Annotated in this window: 17 protein-coding genes; 12 read left to right on the top strand and 5 right to left on the bottom strand. The window is 68.5% G+C overall.

All coding sequences use genetic code 11. The features are described 5' to 3' along the window. Positions 1–17: 17 nt before the first annotated feature. The 8 genes from KY500_RS13635 (at position 18) to cls (ending at position 7,436) form a co-directional block, all read left to right on the top strand. Positions 18–521, top strand: a complete 504-nt coding sequence (locus KY500_RS13635; protein WP_219903445.1) for a PH domain-containing protein — start codon at positions 18–20, stop codon at positions 519–521. Further along, positions 518–2,293, top strand: coding sequence for a PH domain-containing protein (locus KY500_RS13630; protein ID WP_255579346.1), 1,776 nt, complete (start codon positions 518–520; stop codon positions 2,291–2,293). The genes KY500_RS13635 and KY500_RS13630 overlap by 4 nt, the downstream gene beginning before the upstream one ends. Next, the gene (locus tag KY500_RS13625; RefSeq protein WP_219900997.1) at positions 2,290–3,051 is read left to right on the top strand and encodes a Rossmann-like and DUF2520 domain-containing protein; all 762 of its coding nucleotides are present in this window, start codon (positions 2,290–2,292) and stop codon (positions 3,049–3,051) included. Before KY500_RS13630 ends, KY500_RS13625 begins: the two co-directional genes overlap by 4 nt. 2 nt (positions 3,052–3,053) lie before the next feature. Further along, positions 3,054–3,929, top strand: a complete 876-nt coding sequence (panC, locus tag KY500_RS13620; RefSeq protein ID WP_219903444.1) for a pantoate--beta-alanine ligase — start codon at positions 3,054–3,056, stop codon at positions 3,927–3,929. Between the two features lie 55 nt (positions 3,930–3,984). Beyond that, complete coding sequence (lysS, locus tag KY500_RS13615) at positions 3,985–5,523, top strand: lysine--tRNA ligase (protein ID WP_219900996.1); 1,539 nt, start codon at positions 3,985–3,987, stop codon at positions 5,521–5,523. A 4-nt stretch (positions 5,524–5,527) separates the two neighbouring features. Beyond that, on the top strand, positions 5,528–5,680 hold the full coding sequence (locus KY500_RS13610) for a hypothetical protein (protein ID WP_157109259.1): 153 nt from the start codon (positions 5,528–5,530) through the stop codon (positions 5,678–5,680). 113 nt (positions 5,681–5,793) lie between these two features. Further along, a complete protein-coding gene (locus KY500_RS13605; protein WP_162942781.1) occupies positions 5,794–5,970 on the top strand; it encodes a hypothetical protein in 177 nt (58 codons plus the stop codon). A gap of 11 nt (positions 5,971–5,981) precedes the next feature. Continuing rightward, entirely contained in the window at positions 5,982–7,436 is a 1,455-nt protein-coding gene (gene cls, locus KY500_RS13600) for a cardiolipin synthase (protein ID WP_370626935.1), read from the top strand. Between the two features lie 19 nt (positions 7,437–7,455). Here cls and KY500_RS13595 read toward each other — a convergent pair whose 3' ends face one another. From KY500_RS13595 to KY500_RS13575, 5 genes are all read right to left on the bottom strand, one after another. Next, a complete protein-coding gene (locus KY500_RS13595; RefSeq protein ID WP_219900995.1) occupies positions 7,456–8,433 on the bottom strand; it encodes a pirin family protein in 978 nt (325 codons plus the stop codon). Between the two features lie 9 nt (positions 8,434–8,442). Further along, positions 8,443–9,543, bottom strand: a complete 1,101-nt coding sequence (locus KY500_RS13590) for a hypothetical protein (RefSeq protein ID WP_219900994.1) — start codon at positions 9,541–9,543, stop codon at positions 8,443–8,445. Positions 9,544–9,603: 60 nt separating this feature from the next. Next, entirely contained in the window at positions 9,604–9,996 is a 393-nt protein-coding gene (locus KY500_RS13585; RefSeq protein WP_219900993.1) for a hypothetical protein, read from the bottom strand. Between the two features lie 112 nt (positions 9,997–10,108). Next, positions 10,109–10,339, bottom strand: coding sequence for a helix-turn-helix transcriptional regulator (locus KY500_RS13580; protein WP_219900992.1), 231 nt, complete (start codon positions 10,337–10,339; stop codon positions 10,109–10,111). Then, entirely contained in the window at positions 10,339–10,983 is a 645-nt protein-coding gene (locus KY500_RS13575; RefSeq protein WP_219900991.1) for a hypothetical protein, read from the bottom strand. The genes KY500_RS13580 and KY500_RS13575 overlap by 1 nt, the downstream gene beginning before the upstream one ends. A 242-nt stretch (positions 10,984–11,225) precedes the next feature. Between KY500_RS13575 and KY500_RS13570 the strand changes: the two genes are divergently transcribed. The 4 genes from KY500_RS13570 (at position 11,226) to KY500_RS13560 (ending at position 17,789) form a co-directional block, all read left to right on the top strand. Then, positions 11,226–13,751 carry an ATP-dependent Clp protease ATP-binding subunit gene (locus KY500_RS13570; RefSeq protein WP_219900990.1) on the top strand — a complete coding sequence of 842 codons (2,526 nt, stop codon included), beginning with the start codon at positions 11,226–11,228 and terminating at the stop codon, positions 13,749–13,751. A gap of 137 nt (positions 13,752–13,888) precedes the next feature. Beyond that, positions 13,889–14,401 carry an amino-acid N-acetyltransferase gene (locus KY500_RS13565; RefSeq protein ID WP_219900989.1) on the top strand — a complete coding sequence of 171 codons (513 nt, stop codon included), beginning with the start codon at positions 13,889–13,891 and terminating at the stop codon, positions 14,399–14,401. Positions 14,402–14,679: 278 nt separating this feature from the next. Then, positions 14,680–15,606: a lamin tail domain-containing protein gene (locus KY500_RS19435; protein WP_255579340.1), complete on the top strand. Its 927-nt coding sequence runs from the start codon at positions 14,680–14,682 to the stop codon at positions 15,604–15,606. Next, the gene (locus KY500_RS13560; protein WP_255579945.1) at positions 15,531–17,789 is read left to right on the top strand and encodes an ExeM/NucH family extracellular endonuclease; all 2,259 of its coding nucleotides are present in this window, start codon (positions 15,531–15,533) and stop codon (positions 17,787–17,789) included. The genes KY500_RS19435 and KY500_RS13560 overlap by 76 nt, the downstream gene beginning before the upstream one ends. The last annotated feature ends 190 nt before the right edge of the window (positions 17,790–17,979 follow it).

The raw sequence follows: 17,979 nt of genomic DNA, 5'->3' as shown, positions 1-17,979 counted from the left end.
GCGGCGAGATCGCGCCGATGCCGGTTCCGCCGGTTGGAGCACGACTGAACCTCCCAGAGGCCGGCGAGTGGAAGCGCGTGTCACCCAAGTACGTCATGGTCGAGATCGTGGGCACCATCGTGTTCCTGCTCATCGTCTGCGCGGTCACCGGTTTTCTCTGGCTGGTGCTCGAACAGGACTGGGCGCTCTGGGTGGGTGGTCTCGTCGCCCTCATCACCCTGATCTCCCTCGTGCTCGAGCCCCGCCGGGTGCGCTCGATCGGCTATCAGCTGCGTGCGGACGACCTGCTCTTCCGCCGCGGCATCATGTACCAGCGCTTCGTCTCGGTGCCGTATGGTCGCATGCAGCTCGTGGACATCACCCGCGGCCCGGTCGCCCGTTTGCTCGGCCTGGCCGACCTCAAGTTCGTCACCGCAGCGGCCTCGTCCGGTGTGGCCATCCCCGGCCTGGCCGAGGCGGATGCCGACGCCCTCCGCGACCGTCTCGTGGAACTCGCCGAGAGCCGGCGGGCCGGGTTGTGACCTCCCTCGCCGACGGGGAGTGGCACCGCCTGCATCCCGCGAGCCCGCTGCTACGCGGCGGTATCTTCGTCTTCGCCCTGCTCGGGTTCGTCATCGCCAACTTCCGCGAACGAGTCGTCGACCTGGTCTTCGGCATCCCGCGGGAGTCCGGCGACCCGTTGGACACCATTTACGAGCGCGGCGTCGTGGGCTGGGCCCTCCTCATCGCCGGCGGAATCCTGGTGGTCATCCTCATCGCCTTCAGCCTCTCGTGGCGCATGCACACCTTCCGGGTGACCGACGAGTCGGTCGAGGTGCGCAGCGGTATCCTGTTCCGCAGCCACCGGAAGGCGAGGCTGGACCGCATCCAGGGCGTCAACATCGTGCGCCCGCTCATTCCCCGCCTCTTCGGCGCCGCCAAGCTCGAGGTGAGCGTGGCCGGGCAGGACGCCAATGTGCAACTGGCCTATCTCGGCTCAGCGTTGGCCGACGGGCTGCGCCGCGACATCCTGCAGCTGGCCTCCGGTGCCCGGCAACCGCGTGTGTCGCCCGGCGAACCCGGCGAACCCGTCCAGGGCTCCGGTGCCGCCGAGGCGAACGGGCGCGGGCTCCGGCAGGGGCTCGGGGACTACGCCACCGCACGGGTGGGCGAATTCTTGGCGCCGGAGCTGGACCCGGATGCCGCGCCGCCGCAGTCGGTCGTGCGCATCCCGATCGTGCGACTGATCGGGTCGATAGTGTTCAGCGGGTTCACCCTGTTCCTGCTGGTGGGCGTGGTGGCCCTGATCACCTCGGTGGTCGTCGGCGGCAGCGAATGGCTGCTCATCGCCATCGTCCCCGGCCTGATCGGCAGCCTCGGTTACTACTTCTCCCGGTTCACCAAGTCGTTGCGGTACAGCATCGCGGGCACCAGCGACGGGGTGCGGGTGGGCTTCGGCTTGCTCACCACGAGCAACGAGACCTTGCCTCCCGGGCGTATCCACGCCGTGGGGGTGAACCAGCCGCTGTTGTGGCGCCCCTTCGGCTGGTGGCAGATCCGCATCAACAAGGCCGGGCACTCCACCAATGAGGGCGCGGCGGGCGCCGCGGCCACGACGGTGCTCCCGGTCGGGTCGCTCGGCGACGTCGAACGCGTGCTCGAGCTGATCCTGCCGGCCTTCTCCGACGACGCCCAGCGGGCGCTCATCGACCGTGGCCTCACCTCCCGCGGCGGTGACGACGGCTTCCACAACGCTCCGCGCCGTGCCGCGTGGCTCCGGCCCTTCTCCTGGCGGCGCACCGGCTACGCGGTGGCCGCCGACGTGGCGCTGCTCCGCCGCGGAGTGCTGGCCAGGGACCTCGTGCTCGTGCCCTTGGCCCGCCTGCAAAGCGTCGGTATCGACCAGGGCCCGATCCGGCGACGGCTGCGTCTGGCCACCGCCAGGCTGCACACCGTGGCCGGCCCGGTCAGCGCGACGCTCGGCGTGATCGACAGCATCGAAGCCGTGCGTCTGTTCGAGGCAGTGTCCGCCGGCGCGGTCGCCTCGGCCGACTCCGACACCAGCCACCACTGGAGTCGCACCGCTCAAGTCGCCGACCAGACGTCCGCCCCTGCTCCCGTCCCCGAAGCTCCGCTCGCGGCGGCTCCGCCTGCCGCGGCTCCGCCTGCCGCGGCTCCGCCTGCCGCGGCTCCGCCTGCCGCGGCTCCGCCTGCCGCGGCTCCGCCTGCCGCGGCTCCGCCTGCCGCGGCTCCGCCTGCCGCGGCTCCGCCTGGCACCACCCCGCTGGGCCCGAGCACCGAGGTGACCTGGTGAGCCAACGCCCCGGCCGGCTCGGCATCGGCGTCATCGGCGCCGGGCACGTCGGCCCGATCCTCGCCGCGGCCCTCGCCGGTGCCGGACATGCCCTCGTGGGTATCTCCGCCATTTCCCAGGCCAGCCGCGACCGGGCCGAGGCGATCCTGCCGCAGGTGCCCGTGCTCACGGTGCCCGAGGTCGTGGAGCGAAGCGAACTCGTGATCATCGCCGTGCCGGACGACCAGCTGGACAGCCTGGTCACCGGGCTCGCCGCCACGGGAACGTGGCAGCCCGGCCAGCTGGTGCTGCACACCTCGGCGCGGTACGGCACGGATGTGCTCCTGCCGGCCCTGCGCTCCGGCGCGATCCCGCTGGCGATCCACCCGGCCATGTCGTTCACCGGGACCAGCCTGGACATCAGCCGGCTGGCCGACAGCTACTTCGCCGTCACCGCGCCCGCCCCTGTGCTGCCGATCGGTCAGGCCCTGGTAGTGGAGATGGGCGGTGAGCCGGTGATCGTGGCCGAAGCCGACCGCGCCGCCTACGCCGAGGCCATCGAGACCGCCACGGCGTTCTCCACCTCGATCGTCGAGCAGTCCACGCGGCTGCTGCAGGGCATCGGCATCGAGCAGCCCGGCGCTGTGATCGCGCCGCTTGTGCGATCGGCCATCGAGAACGCGCTCACCCGCAACGGAGCCACGCATCCGCTCGACGGCCTCGAGACCTTGCCCCACCCGTTCGACCTGCCATACCCGCTCGACCCGGAGGACCAGTGACCGTGCTCACCAAGCCAGAAGTCATCGACACCATCGATGAGCTGCGAGGCCAACTCTGCCTCGCCAAGCAGAACGTTGCCGCCCAGGGCGGCGACGCCCATGTCGTGCTCGTGCCCACGATGGGCGCCCTGCACGCCGGCCACCGCGCCCTCGTGCGCCGCGCCGCGGACCTCGGCGCCATCGTTGTGGTCTCCATCTTCGTGAACCCGCTGCAGTTCGGTGTGAACGAAGACCTCGACACCTACCCGCGCACCCTCGACGCCGATGTGGCGGCACTGGCCGAGGAAGGCGCCGCGTTCGTCTTCGCGCCCACGATTCGCGAGATGTACCCGGACGGAGCGTCCTCCACCCGCGTCACCGCCGGCGCGATCGGCAGCCTGTACGAGGGCGCGGCCCGACCCGGCCACTTCGACGGCATGCTCACGGTGGTGGCCAAGCTGTTCAACATCGTCGAACCCGACATCGCCGTGTTCGGCCAGAAGGACGCCCAACAGGTGTTCCTTGTGGAGCGCATGGTCGCCGACCTCAACCTCAGGCTCGGCATCGAGGTCGTTCCCACCGTGCGGGAGGACAACGGCCTGGCCCTGTCGAGCCGCAACCGCAACCTCGACGACCCCGCCCGCGACGCGGCCCGGTCGCTGTCAGTGGGCCTCGCGGCCGCCGCCGAGGCCGCGTCGGCCGGCGTGCCGGCCGCGATCGTGGCGGCGCACGCGGTCATCGGCGCCCAGCCACTGGTTAAACTGGACTATCTCGTTGTCGTGCACCCGCACACCTACCTGCCGGTCGCCGACGACTACCGAGGCCCGGCCAGAATGCTGGTCGCCGCGGTGGTCGGCAGCACCCGGCTCATCGACAACATCGCACTGGACATTCCCTAACCGACTTTCCCAGGCGCTGGCTGCGGCCCGCGCACGCCCACCGACGGAGAACCGCATGAGCACCACCCCCGACGCCGCTCCCGGCAACGACGAGCAGGACGCCCAGGCCGCAGCGGCCGAGCTGAGCGAGCAAAAGGCCGTGCGCATGGCCAAGCGCGACCGCTTGAACCAGGCGGCGACCAACGCCGGCGGTGGCGCCTACCCGGTGTCGGTGCCCGTCACCCACACCATCCCCGCCGTGCGCGCCGAATACGGCGACCTCGAGGCGGATGCCGCCACGGGCGTCACGGTGGGCCTGGCCGGCCGCATCGTGCACCTGCGCAACACCGGCAAGCTGTGCTTCGCCAGCCTGCAGTCCGGCGACGGCAGCCGCATCCAGGCCATGGTGTCGCTCGCCGCCGTCGGCGAGGAGTCCCTCGCGGCCTGGAAGGACCTCGTCGACCTCGGCGACCACGTCTTCGTGTCCGGTGAGGTCATCTCCTCCCGTCGCGGTGAGCTCTCCATCATGGTCTCCGAGTGGCAGGTGGCCGCCAAGGCGCTGCTGCCGCTGCCCAACCTGCACTCCGAACTCAGCGAAGAGACCCGGGTGCGCAGCCGCTACCTCGACCTCATCGCCCGCGACCAGGCCCGCCGCACCGTCGTGCAGCGCTCGCAGGCCGTCGCGAGCCTGCGCGCGACCTTCACCGCGCGCGGCTTCCTCGAGATCGAGACGCCGATGCTGCAAACCATGCACGGCGGCGCCTCCGCCCGGCCGTTCTCCACACACAGCAACGCCTTCGACACCGAGCTGTTTCTGCGCATCGCCCCGGAGCTCTTCCTCAAGCGCGCCGTCGTCGGCGGCATCGACCGGGTCTACGAGATCAACCGCAACTTCCGCAACGAGGGCGCCGACTCCACCCACTCGCCCGAGTTCGCCATGCTCGAGGCCTACGAGGCCTACGGCGACTACACCTCGATCGCCGAGCTCACCCAGACTCTCATCCAGGATGCCGCCGCGGCCATCACCGGCGGCTCGCACGTCGTGACCTGGGCCGACGGCACCGAATACGACCTGGGCGGTCAGTGGGACCGCATCAGCATGTACGACAGCCTGTCGGCGGCCGTGGGGCGGACCATCAGCCCGGCCACCCCGCTGGCCGACCTGCAGGTGTTGGCCGATGCCGAGGGCGTCGAGGTCGACCACCCGATCCACGGCAAGTACGTCGAGGAACTCTGGGAGCACTTCGTCAAGGGCGACCTCGTACGCCCCACGTTCGTGCTCGACTTCCCGGTGGACACCAGCCCGCTCGTGCGCGGGCACCGGTCCATCGATGGCGTCGTGGAGAAGTGGGACCTCTACATCCGCGGCTTCGAACTGGCCACCGGCTACTCCGAGCTCGTCGACCCCGTCGTGCAGCGCGAACGCTTCGTGGAACAGGCCCGGCTGGCCGCCGGCGGCGACCCCGAGGCGATGCGCCTGGACGAGGAGTTCCTGCGCGCGCTCGAGCACGGCATGCCGCCCACCGGCGGCATGGGAATGGGCATCGACCGCCTGCTGATGGCTCTCACCGGCCTCGGCATCCGCGAGACCATCCTCTTCCCGTTGGTAAAGTGACCGCATGATGACTTTTCTGCCCAAGGACGAGCTGAAGCCCGACGACGACGGCGGCAAGAAGGGTCCGTCGACCAACCGGATCATGATCTGGATCGTGGTGGGCGGCATCGGCCTGTACCTGCTGGGTTCCGGCATCTGGGGCATCCTCGTCAAGTAACCCCGCTTCCCCCTCGCGAACTGTGAGAAAAGCACGCAAAACCGGGGAATTCTGGTGCTTAAGTCACAGCTCGCGGGAGGGGGCGGGGCGGGACAGCGTAGGCTGGAGAGACTATGGATGACTTCTGGGCCAACGCACTGTTTTCGCTCGCGCCCACCGTTCTGGTCGGTGTGATCTTCTGGATCATCATGCGTGCCATTATCCGGGCCGACCGCACGGAGCGAAACGCCTACGCGCGCATCGAAGCCGAAGAACGGGCCAAGCTCGGCCTCGACAAACCGGCCGGCTAAGCGTGTTCGGAATCGACCTGTCCACCATCCTCCTCGTGGTGGCATTCCTTGTTGACTTCGCCATCCGGGTCGTGGCCATCATCGTCGTCCCGCGCAACCGCAGGCCCACCTCCGGGATGGCCTGGCTGCTGGCGATCTTCCTGATCCCCTACTTCGGGGCGCTCCTGTTCCTGCTGATCGGGTTCCGCACGCTGCCCAAGAAGCGCGTCGAGAAGCAGGCGGAAATCAACCAGTTCATCCTCGACAGCACCGCGGGCATGGAACGGGTCACCCGGGAGCACCCCTGGCCCGGCTGGCTGGAGTCCGTGGTGGAGCTCAACCGCAACCTCGGCGCCATGCCGCTGGTGGGCGACAACCGGGCCCACCTGCACGGCAACTACGAGGAGACCCTCGCCGCGATGGCCGCCGACATCGACAGGGCGACCAAGTACGTGCACGTGGAGTTCTACATCCTCTCCCTGGACGACACCACGGCGGGCTTCTTCGACGCCATGGAGAACGCGGTCAAGCGCGGCGTGACCGTGCGGGTGTTGATGGACCACATCCAGTCGGCCCGGAAGCCCGGATTCAAGCAGACCAAGCGGCGCCTGACGGACTCGGGCGTGAAGTGGGAACTCATGTTGCCGCTGCAGCCGTTCAAGGGCAAGTGGCAACGACCTGACCTTCGCAACCACCGCAAGCTCGTCATCGTGGACGGCCGGGTCGGGTTCATGGGGTCCCAGAACGTGATCGACCGCACCTACAACATGAAGTCCAACATCCGCCGCGGACTCAAGTGGAAGGACCTCATGGTGCGGCTCGAGGGCCCCATCGTGTCGGGCCTGAACGCCATCTTCATCACCGACTGGTACAGCGAGACCAACGAGCTGCTCACCCGAGACATCGAGCCGGTGCACCCCGAGGATGTGTCCGACCCCATCGACTGCCAGGTCGTGCCCAGCGGCCCCGGTTTCGTGGGCGAGAACAACCTGCGCCTGTTCCTCGCGCTGCTGTACTACGCGCAGGAACGCATCGTGATCACGAGCCCGTACTTCGTGCCGGACGAGTCGATCATGTACGCGATCACCACGGCTGTGCAGCGAGGCCTGCACGTGGAGTTGTTCGTCTCCGAGATCGGCGACCAGGCCCTCGTCTACCACGCCCAGCGCTCGTACTATGAGGAACTGCTGCGCGCGGGCGTGAAGATCTACATGTACAAGGCGCCGTACGTGCTGCATGCCAAGCACTTCACGATCGACGATGACGTGGCCGTGATCGGGTCGAGCAACATGGACATGCGCTCGTTCAGCCTCAACTTCGAGGTATCGCTGATGGTGCGTGGGCACTCCTTCGTGGAGGCGCTCCGCGAGGTGGAAGACGGCTACCGGGCCGACAGCCGGGAGCTCACCCTCGACGAGTGGATGAAGCAACCGCTGCGTTCGACGATCCTGGACAACCTGGCCCGGCTGACCTCGGCCGTTCAGTAGGCGCGATCGGCAGTCGCGTTCAGTCCCGGGGCTTCAGCCGCACGGTGGGCAGAGCCGGCGCCGGCAGAGCGGCGCCATGGTATGCGACGTGGCCGAACCGACCGCCCGCATCCGTGCCGTCGATCACGTCGGACTGCCACTGGGCCCGCCAGGCGATGATCTCGTCGTGGCTGCGGCCGATGAAGTTCCACCACATCACAATCTGCTCGCCGAGCGGCTCGCCGCCCAGCAGCAGCACGCGGGCGTGGGTATGCCCGGTGTTCGCCACGCGGATGCGCCCGCCCCCGGCCTCGACGAAGCCCAGCTCGTTCTGCCGCACCGGGGTGCCGACGACCGAGACGGTGCCGGTGTCGACGAGCACCCCGTGCTCGAAGGAGGTCTCCACCTCCAGGTCGATCCAGGCCCCGGCGGGCAGGTCCAGCTGGGCGCCGACGAGCGGGGTATCGCCGAGGGCCGCCGCGGTCTGCCCGGCCAGGCTGCCGATGAACACGTGCAGGGTGACGTCGTTCAGGGTGACCGGGGTGATGACGTGGTTCTCGAAGCGCGGGGCCTGGTGCCGGGTGAGCTCGGGCAGCGCGATCCACAGCTGCACGCCGTGCAGGGCGGTCGTGGCCGGCGTCGACACCTCGGAGTGGCTGATGCCGGCCCCGGCGGTCATCAGGTTGAGCTCGCCCGGCCGCACCAGGGCCAGGCTGCCGACGCTGTCGCGGTGCTCGACCTCGCCGGCGAAGAGCCAGCTCGCGGTCTGCAGTCCGGTGTGCGGATGCGGCGGCACGACCATGCCGCCGGTGACGGAGACGTTGTCGGGACCGTAGTGGTCCACGAAGCACCAGGCGCCGATCAGGCTGCGCCGGCGCTGGGGGAGCGTGCGCCGCACACCCATGGCGCGGGGACCGCCGAGGGGCACGTCTCGCGGCGTGAGGATCTCGATAGCGGCGGAGATGTCGTCCCCGCCGGTGCTGACGATCTCGGCCGGTTCGGTTTCTAGATTGCTCACCCTGCGAGCCTAATCCGGGCGACCCCGGCCGGGAATCGGCTCGAGAGGTTCCGTCGGACCGGTCTGGCCGGCGAGCACGGCGGCGTCCCGTGTCGCAGACACAACCGGAGGAAGAGGCAGGGTGGCAGCGAGAGGGCCGGCGCCCCCGTCGCCAGTCGGAGCGGAGGACGACGGCGGTGGCTCGAAGCCGGGCTCCGCGGGGAGTGGAGGACATTGCAGAAGTTCGACCAGGAGTACAGCGACCAGGGCGAGGATCGCCGTCCAGATGATGACCGGGGCAGTGAGAGGTCGCCAGAAGATCGCGACGGCCGCCGCCGCCAGCCCGATCAGCACGTGGGCGACCCGCCGATACCTGTACAACACGGCCCCGAACCGGCCGGTGGTGACGCCCGCGTTCGCCGCGGCCAGCCGGAGCCGGGCTGAGGTCTGGACCGTCGCACGGCGCACGAGGGTGGAGCCACGGAATGGCCCGGCCAGGTAGGCGACGACGGCCACGGTGAAGCCGACCAGCCCGACCGACAGGGCCGTGGCGTTGACGAACGGCACCACGGCGTCATACAGCGCCCGGGCTACGTCGGTGGGGAGGTAGGTCGGCGCGAGCGCGCTGACGAAGAGGATGCGCCCCACCGCGATCCCGGCCGCGAGCAGGGCCATCGACAGGGCCAGGGTGAGCCCGGCCCAGATCATGGTGCGCGAGCGCCGGTTGGCCACCAGCACGCCGAGCACGATCAGGCCCAGGCTCACCAGCGGCAGGACGAAGCCGAGCAGATTCAGTAGCCGATAGCCGGTGCGTGCCTGCACCAGGGAGTCGGATTGGGCCACGACGATGGTGCGATTGACCGCCGGAATGTTCTGCGCCAGCGAGAAGCCCCGGTTGACCAGTTCGTTCTTGACCTCCTCGATGATCGGCCCGAGTTGGATACCGATCTCTCCGGTGTCGCTGATCGCCAGCGCCGAGCCGGTTTCACCCTGCAACGCCGCGATCACCTGGGTCTGGCTGGTGCGCAGAGCCTGTTCCCACAGCTGGGCGAAGGCATCGGAGGCGACGATGTTCGTGGCCGTCGATCGAATCAGTCCCTGCACGCCCTGAACGGCGGGTTGTTCGAGCAACCACAGGGCCTTCTGTGCGGCCGGTGGGAGGTCGAGGTTCGCGAGCCCGGCGAACAGGTCCTAGGTGGTGGCGTCGATGTCGATGTTGTCGTTCACGACGGTGACGATCTCGTCGACGATGTAGGCCTGTACGGCCGGATCGTCTGCGAGCGGGGCGAGGGACGCGACGAACCGATCGGTGTCGTTGACGTATCCCTTGGTCCAGTACGACACCACGCTGACCGGAGCCAGGAGTACGCCGATGGCGATCAGCAGCGCCGCGAGGAATGCGCGCCAGCGCGCAGCCGCACGATGCTCGGCACCCGGGCCCGCCTGCGCCCGCAACCGAGCGTTCTCGGCCGAGAGCCGAGCGATCTCCGCGGCCGGATCCGGCGGTGCGGCGGTGCCCGAGGTGTGAATGGCGCCGTTGGCGCTCCCGCTGCCCGGTGGGTCGAGATTTCTGGTGCCGTCCATGGTGCCGCCGCCTTTCGCCTGCGGTTCTGGGTCGGGGAGTTGCGCTGACCTCGATGCAGCCAGTATTTGCGCACTCCGCAGTGCTGGCAAGGGGACCACGGCGGCCGAGAGATCAGTCGGCGCGCACCAGCAGGTCGCCGACCTCGCAGTCCAGGGCCACACAGACCGCGGCCAGGGTCGAGTAGCGGATGGCCTTGGCCCGGTCGTTCTTCAGCACCGACAGATTGACCACGCTCACCCCGACCAGCTCGCTGAGCCGGGTGAGGGTGAGGCCGCGCTCGACCAACAGTTCGTCGAGCCGGCAGTGGATGCCGGTGATCTCGTCGTCGTCGACGGGCGCCACTAGATGAGGCCGTCGGTGTCGCGCTGCATGCGTTGGCCGATCGAGATCGCCCCGGCGGCCACGAGCAGCACGAGTCCGGTGCCGGCCGGGCCGAGATCGACCACGGTGGCCAGCGGCCAGAAGCCCTCGACGCCGGCGCCGTTCAGCTCGCCGGCTGCGATCATGCGGCCGAGCCCTCCGAAACCCTGGCCGAGGATCGTGCCCAGGAGCAGCGCGTAACCCACCAGCGCCACCAGGGCGAAGACGGGGCGGCTGAACGGACGGCGTCGCAGCACTCCCCAGCAGAAGTAGGCCACGGTGGCCGAGACGAGCAACGTCGTCGCCACGGTCGTTGCGCCTTCCAGGGTGAGTAGGAACCGGGGCAGAGCGCTGAGCCCGGTGACGGTGACCTCCGCCGTGTCGAAAGAGCCGTCCACCAGGCGGGCCGTGCCGCCGGATGCCGCGTCAGGCACGGGTGTATCAGCGAGCAGGGTCACGTCGAAGCGGTCCTGCACGAGCTGGGCCAGCACGGTGACGATGCCGACCACGGTGGCCAGCAGCCCCCAGCCGACGGCACCGACAAGCACGGTCCAGGTGAGCCCGCGGCCGAACCGGCGTTCCAGACGGTCGGTGCGCTCGGTGCGGGTGAGAGGAGTGGTTGGCATGAGGTCATCGTCCTAACGATTATCGATATGTCCAGTGCGATCAACATATCGATTATCGATGTGTCAGGCAAGAGTTTCCGCGGAATTGTCTCGTTGTCGCCGGCCCGGGCTCCTCGCGATGGGTCACGCCGGGTGTCGGCATCCGTCACGCCCACGGCGAACAGAGGCCCGGTTCGGAGCTTGCGCTGGTTACTCTCTTTGTATCGGTGCCATAACCGCCCTGGCGCCAAGGGAGTGTTCATATGTTTGAGAGATTTACCGACCGAGCTCGTCGTGTCGTCGTCCTGGCCCAGGAAGAGGCCAAGATGCTCAACCACAACTACATCGGAACCGAGCACATTCTGCTCGGTCTCATCCACGAGGGTGAAGGCGTGGCCGCCAAGGCCCTGGAGAGCCTCGGCATCTCCCTGGATGCCGTGCGCGAGCAGGTGCAGGACATCATCGGCCAGGGCCAGCAGCAGCCCACGGGTCACATCCCGTTCACGCCGCGCGCCAAGAAGGTCCTCGAGCTGAGCCTGCGCGAAGCCCTGCAGCTCGGCCACAACTACATCGGAACCGAGCACATCCTGCTCGGGCTCATCCGCGAGGGCGAGGGCGTTGCCGCCCAGGTGCTGGTCAAGCTCGGCGCCGACCTCAACCGGGTGCGCCAGCAGGTCATCCAGCTCCTTTCCGGCTACCAGGGAAAGGAGCAGGTGCAGGTGGGCGCGAACGAGACCGCAGCCAACCCCGCGGGCAGCCAGATTCTCGACCAGTTCGGACGCAACCTCACCCAGGCGGCGCGCGACAACAAACTCGACCCGGTCATCGGGCGCGAGAAGGAGATCGAGCGGGTCATGCAGATCCTCTCCCGCCGCTCCAAAAACAACCCCGTGCTCATCGGTGAACCGGGCGTCGGAAAGACCGCCGTCGTCGAGGGCCTCGCCCAGGCGATCGTCAAGGGCGATGTTCCGGAGACGCTGAAGGACAAGCAGCTCTACTCGCTCGACCTCGGTTCGCTGATCGCCGGCAGCCGTTACCGCGGTGACTTCGAGGAACGCCTGAAGAAGGTCACCAAGGAGATCCGCACCCGCGGTGACATCATCGTGTTCATCGACGAGATCCACACCCTCGTCGGAGCCGGTGCCGCCGAGGGCGCCATCGACGCGGCGTCGATCCTCAAGCCCCTGCTCGCCCGCGGTGAACTGCAGACCATCGGTGCGACCACGCTCGATGAGTACCGCAAGCACTTCGAGAAGGATGCCGCTCTCGAGCGCCGCTTCCAACCCATCCAGGTGAACGAGCCGTCGCTGCCGCACACCATCAACATCCTCAAGGGTCTGCGCGACCGCTACGAGGCGCACCACAAGGTCTCCATCACCGATGGCGCCCTCGTGGCCGCGGCCAACCTCGCCGACCGCTACGTCTCCGACCGCTTCCTGCCCGACAAGGCCATCGACCTGATCGACGAGGCCGGCGCACGCCTGCGCCTCTCGATCCTCTCGAGCCCGCCGGAGCTGCGCGAATTCGACGAGAAGATCGCCGTGGTTCGTGCCGCCAAGGAGACCGCGATCGAGGACCAGGACTTCGAGAAGGCAGCGGGCCTCCGCGACGAGGAGAAGAACCTCCTCGGCGAGCGTCTGCGCCTGGAGAAGAAGTGGAAGTCCGGCGACGTCAAGACCACCGCCGTGGTCGACGAGGGCCTGATCGCCGAGGTCCTGGCCCAGGCCACCGGTATCCCCGTGTTCAAGCTCACCGAGGAGGAGTCCTCGCGGCTCGTCTTCATGGAGAAGGCACTGCACCAGCGCGTCATCGGTCAGGAAGAGGCCATCTCGGCTCTGGCCAAGACCATCCGTCGCACCCGTGCAGGTTTGAAGGACCCGAAGCGTCCGAGCGGTTCGTTCATCTTCGCCGGCCCCACCGGTGTCGGTAAGACCGAGCTGGCCAAGGCGCTCGCCGAGTTCCTCTTCGACGACGAGGCCGCCATGATCTCGCTCGACATGAGTGAGTACGGCGAGAAGCACACCGTCTCGCGGCTGTTCGGCGCCCCTCCCGGGTTCGTCGGCTTCGAAGAAGGCGGCCAGCTCACCGAGAAGGTGCGCCGCAAGCCGTTCTCCGTGGTGCTGTTCGACGAGATCGAGAAGGCTCACCCCGACATATTCAACTCGCTCCTCCAGATTCTGGAAGAGGGCCGGTTGACGGATGGCCAGGGTCGCGTGATCGACTTCAAGAACACCGTCATCATCATGACCACCAACCTCGGCACGAGGGACATCAGCGGCTCGCCCGTCGGGTTCCAGCTCGAGGGCGACACGTCCACCGGCTACGACCGGATGCGCGGAAAGGTGAACGAGGAGCTCAAGAAGCACTTCAAGCCCGAGTTCCTCAACCGCGTCGACGAGATCATCGTCTTCCCGCAGCTGTCCAAGCCCGAACTGCTGCAGATCGTGGACCTGTTCGTCAAGCGTCTGGGTGACCGGCTGCTCGACCGCGACATGACCATCGAGATCACCCTCGCGGTCAAGGAGCACCTCATCGAAGTCGGCTTCGACCCCGCCCTCGGTGCACGGCCGCTACGTCGCGCGATCCAGCGTGAGGTGGAGGACCGTCTGAGCGAGCGCATCCTGCACGGCGAGCTCAACGCCGGCGACCACGTGCACGTGGACTTCGTCGACGGGGAGTACGTGTTCACCACGACGAACCGCAACGAGGCCGTCTCGGTGGGCATCAACACCGCCGCGAGCGTGGGCACCGGCCCTGGCACGCCCGACCTCGCCATCACGAGCGACTAGCACCACACTGAGAAACGGCCCGGCGGATTCCGCCGGGCCGTTCCCTCGTTAACCCGCCCGGGCGCGGCCCAGACGCCGCCCTAGACTGGACCTTTCAGGAAAATCAACGATCTCAGCGGCCAAGAGAGTGGGCGGACGTGACAGAGCAGGGTTTCACGGTCCGTCGGGCCCGCACGAGTGATGTGCCGCTCATCCAGGAACTCGTCGAACCGCTCGTTCAGCAGCGCATCCTCCTGGGTAAGGACCGGGTGGTCTTCTACGAGGCCGTGCAGGAATTCCGGGTCGTCGAAGACGCCCACGGCGCCCTGGTGGGCTGCGGCGCCCTGCACGTGATGTGGGAGGACCTCGGAGAGGTGCGCACCCTCGCGGTCTCCCAGGACTGGCTCGGCCGCGGTGTGGGGCATGCGCTTCTCGACCGGCTGGAAGCGGATGCCCGCGAGCTCGGCCTCAGCCGGCTGTTCTGCCTCACCTTCGAGGTGGGCTTCTTCACCCGGCACGGATTCCTGGACATGGGCACCGAGACTGTCGACCCGCACGTCTACGCCGAACTCGTGCGCTCTCCCGACGAGGGTGTCGCCGAGTTCCTCGACCTCGCCCGGGTGAAGCCCAATACCCTCGGCAACACCCGGATGCTCAAGCGCCTGACCTGACATCCGCTCAGATGTGGGCGATGGAACCTTTTCTCTGCTCATCTGAGCAATTAGATCTCTCGTAACCAACCGGACACAGTCGGTCGTTAAGCTCACCGGACAGCACTTCCCGGCCGACTCGCCTCGGTGTGCGCTGCCTGCCTCGGTGTGTGCGGCGTGCCCGAAAGCCTGCTCGGTGTGCTGTACCGGAACCCGAATTCCACCCCCGTACGACCTGCTGCCCTGCTGCCCTGCACCCTGTTCACTCAGCCGTTCATCGCATTCACCAGGAGTCTTCAATGTCGTTCGCCCCACCCCGCCCGCTTCGGCTGGCCCTCGCCTCAGCGCTGGGAGCGTGCCTGGCACTCGTCCCGCTCGTGGCGATCCCTGCCCAGGCCAACCCCGCCGGCACCGGAGTCGTGATCAATGAGGCCTACCTCAGCGGCGGCAGCGCTGGAGCCGCCTTCTCGGCCAAGTTCGTCGAGCTGTATAACCCCACCGACACAGCCATCGACCTGTCCTCCTGGTCGCTGCAGTACCGCAAGGCCACAGGCGTCGTCACCGACAGCCCGGCGGCCGTCGCTCTGACCGGAACGATCCCGGCCAAGGGGTACTATCTCGTCTCCGGCGGGTCGAATGCGAACGGCGCGAACGGTGCCGCCCTGCCCACCCCCGACCAGGTCTCCACCCTCAACCCCAGCGGCACCAGCGGAACCCTGATCCTCGCTGACTCCACCTCGGCCCTGAGCCTGGAGGCCGGCAACTCGGCCGGCAACGCTGCCGTCATCGACCTGGTCGGCTACGGCGCCTCGCTCACCTTCGAGGCGGCCGTCGCCCCGGCTCCGTCATCGAACACCGACGTCAAGTCGCTGAACCGCACCGCGTTCGCCGACACCGACAACAACGCCACCGACATCAGCCTGTCGGCGAGCATCACGCCCACCAACGCGGCCGGCCAGACGGCGGCCACCCCCACCCCGCCGCCCACCGATACACCCGAACCCACAACACCGCCCGCCCCGCCGACCGACACCACCGCCATCAGCGCCATCCAGGGAACCGGCGACACCAGCCCGCTGGCCGGAAGCACCGTCAAGACCGTCGGCATCGTCACGGCCGCTTACCCGTCGGCGGCTTCGCCGGCTTCTACCTGCAGACCCCGGGCACCGGCGGCAGCAGCACCGATGCGGCTTCGCACGGCATCTTCGTGTACACCAAGACCCTGACGAGCTCGGTCGCGGTCGGTGACTACGTGAGCGTCGTCGGTACGGTCAGCGAGTACTACGGCCTCACCCAGATGACCATCGGCACCCTGGACGACATCACCCCCCTTGACGGCAGCGGCATCACCGCGCCGCTACCCAGCGAGTTGACGTTGCCCAGCACCGATGCCGAGCGAGAACGTCTCGAAGGGATGCTCGTGACCCCGGTCGGCGACGTCACGGTCACCAACAACTACACCACCAACCAGTACGCCGAGATCGGCCTCGCGGCCGGGACCACGCCCCTGGTCAACCCCACCGTGACCGACCGGCCCGGCAGCGCCGGCTACACGGCCGCCGTGGCCGCCAACGCCGCCCGGGCGATCACCCTCGACGACGGCGCCAGCACCAACTACCTCAGCTCCAGCAATCAGGGTAAGCCGGTTCCCTACCTGTCCACCGAAGCCCCCGTGCGCATCGGCGCGGCCGTCACCTTCACCCAGCCGGCGATCCTGGACTACCGCAACTCCGCCTGGAAGCTCCAGCCCCAAGAAGCGTTGGTCCCAGCCAACGCCGCCACCGTGCAGCCGGCCACGTTTGCCGACACCCGCACGGCCGCCCCGGAGGACGTGGGCGGCGACATCCGCCTGGGCACCTTCAACGTGCTCAACTACTTCTCCACCACCGGCGACACCCTCACCGGCTGCAGCTACTACACCGACCGTGCCGGGGCCAACATCACCGTGCGCAGCGGATGCGACGCCCGCGGCGCCGCCGACCAGGCGAACTTCCTGCGCCAGCAGGCCAAGATCGTCGCGGCCATCAACGCCCTCGACGCGCAGGTGATCTCGCTCGAGGAGATCGAGAACTCCGCCGTGTTCGGCAAGGACCGCGACACCGCGCTGGGCACTCTCGTGGCCGCATTGAACGCCGATCTCGGCACGGACACCTGGGCATACGTGCCGTCCCCGGCGTCTCTGCCGGCCAACGAGGACGTCATTCGCACCGCCTTCATCTACCAGAAGGCCGCGGTCGAAACCGTGGGCGCGTCGACCATCCTCACCGGCTCCGCCGCGTTCAGCAACGCCCGCCAGCCGCTCGCCCAGGCTTTCCAGCTGGTCGGCGACACCGGCAGTCGATTCCTCACCATCGTCAACCACTTCAAGTCGAAGGGGTCCGGTACCGGCGTGGACGCCGACATGGGCGACGGGCAGGGTGCGTCCAACGCCTCCCGCGTGAACCAGGCGACCGCCCTGGTGGCCTTCGCCGACACCATGTCGGCCCAGACCGGCATCGACCGGGTATTCCTCACCGGCGACTTCAACGCCTACGACCAGGAAGACCCGATCAAGGTGATCACCGACGCCGGCTACCTCAACCAGGAGGCCAAGAGCGGCGAGTACACCTACGCCTACGACGGTTCGGTCGGCTCCCTCGACCACGTCTTCGCGTCGGTCGAGGCGGATGCCGCCGTGGCGGCGGTGGATGTGTGGAACATCAACTCGGTCGAATCGGTGGCCCTCGAGTACAGCCGGTACAACTCCAACGCCACCGACTTCTACGTCGCCGATCCGTACCGCTCCTCTGACCACGACCCTGTGGTGCTCGGCCTGAACCTGGCGACCCCGACCGAGCCGGCACCGGAGCCCAGCACCCCGGCGCCGACCCCCGCCCCGACCACCCCCGCCCCGACCACGCCCGCCCCGACCACGCCGGCGCCTACCCCGACGATCACGCCGGAGACCCCCGCTGGACCACCTGCCGCCGCGCCGGAGAGTGCCCTCACCGAGACGCTGCGGGACCGGATCAGCACGAACCTGGTGCGGTACCCGGCCGGTTCGGCCATCACCATCACGGCAGGCACCCAACACGTCGGAGAGACGGTGTCCGCCTGGGTCCGCTCCACTCCGGTCAACCTCGGCGGCTGGCTGCGGGTCAGTGCCGCGGGCACGGTGACCACCGCTCTGCCCGCCGACCTGGCCGCCGGCACGCACCGGATCATCCTGCAGGACGCCGCAGGCGGCGTGATCGGATGGACCGAGATCACCGTCGTCGCGGCCGACACGGTGGCAACGGGCGGCCTGGCAAGCACGGGCGTTGAGCCACTTCCCGTGCTGGGCGGCGCCCTGTTGCTGCTGCTGCTCGGCTCCGTGCTGACGGGCACCGTGCTCGCCCGCCGGCGCCGCGGCACCGTCACCGGCGCCTGACCGGCGCTCCACCCCTCGACGGCCGGGCACCGACGCCACCGGTGCCCGGCCCTACCCCCGCCCGCCCTGCTCACATGTTGGGCAGACCACCACGTAGCTGCTCATCCGAGCACGTTTGAGACTACGTAACCCGCCGGACATCCAGCGTCGTTAGGCTGCCGACACCGCCAGACCCATCCCCGCCATCACG

The sequence above is a fragment of the Cryobacterium sp. PAMC25264 genome (assembly GCF_019443325.1).
Taxonomy (GTDB): Bacteria; Actinomycetota; Actinomycetes; order Actinomycetales; family Microbacteriaceae; genus Cryobacterium.
Note: the sequence above shows the minus strand (reverse complement) of the source record. Positions and strands in the feature narration are given on the sequence as shown.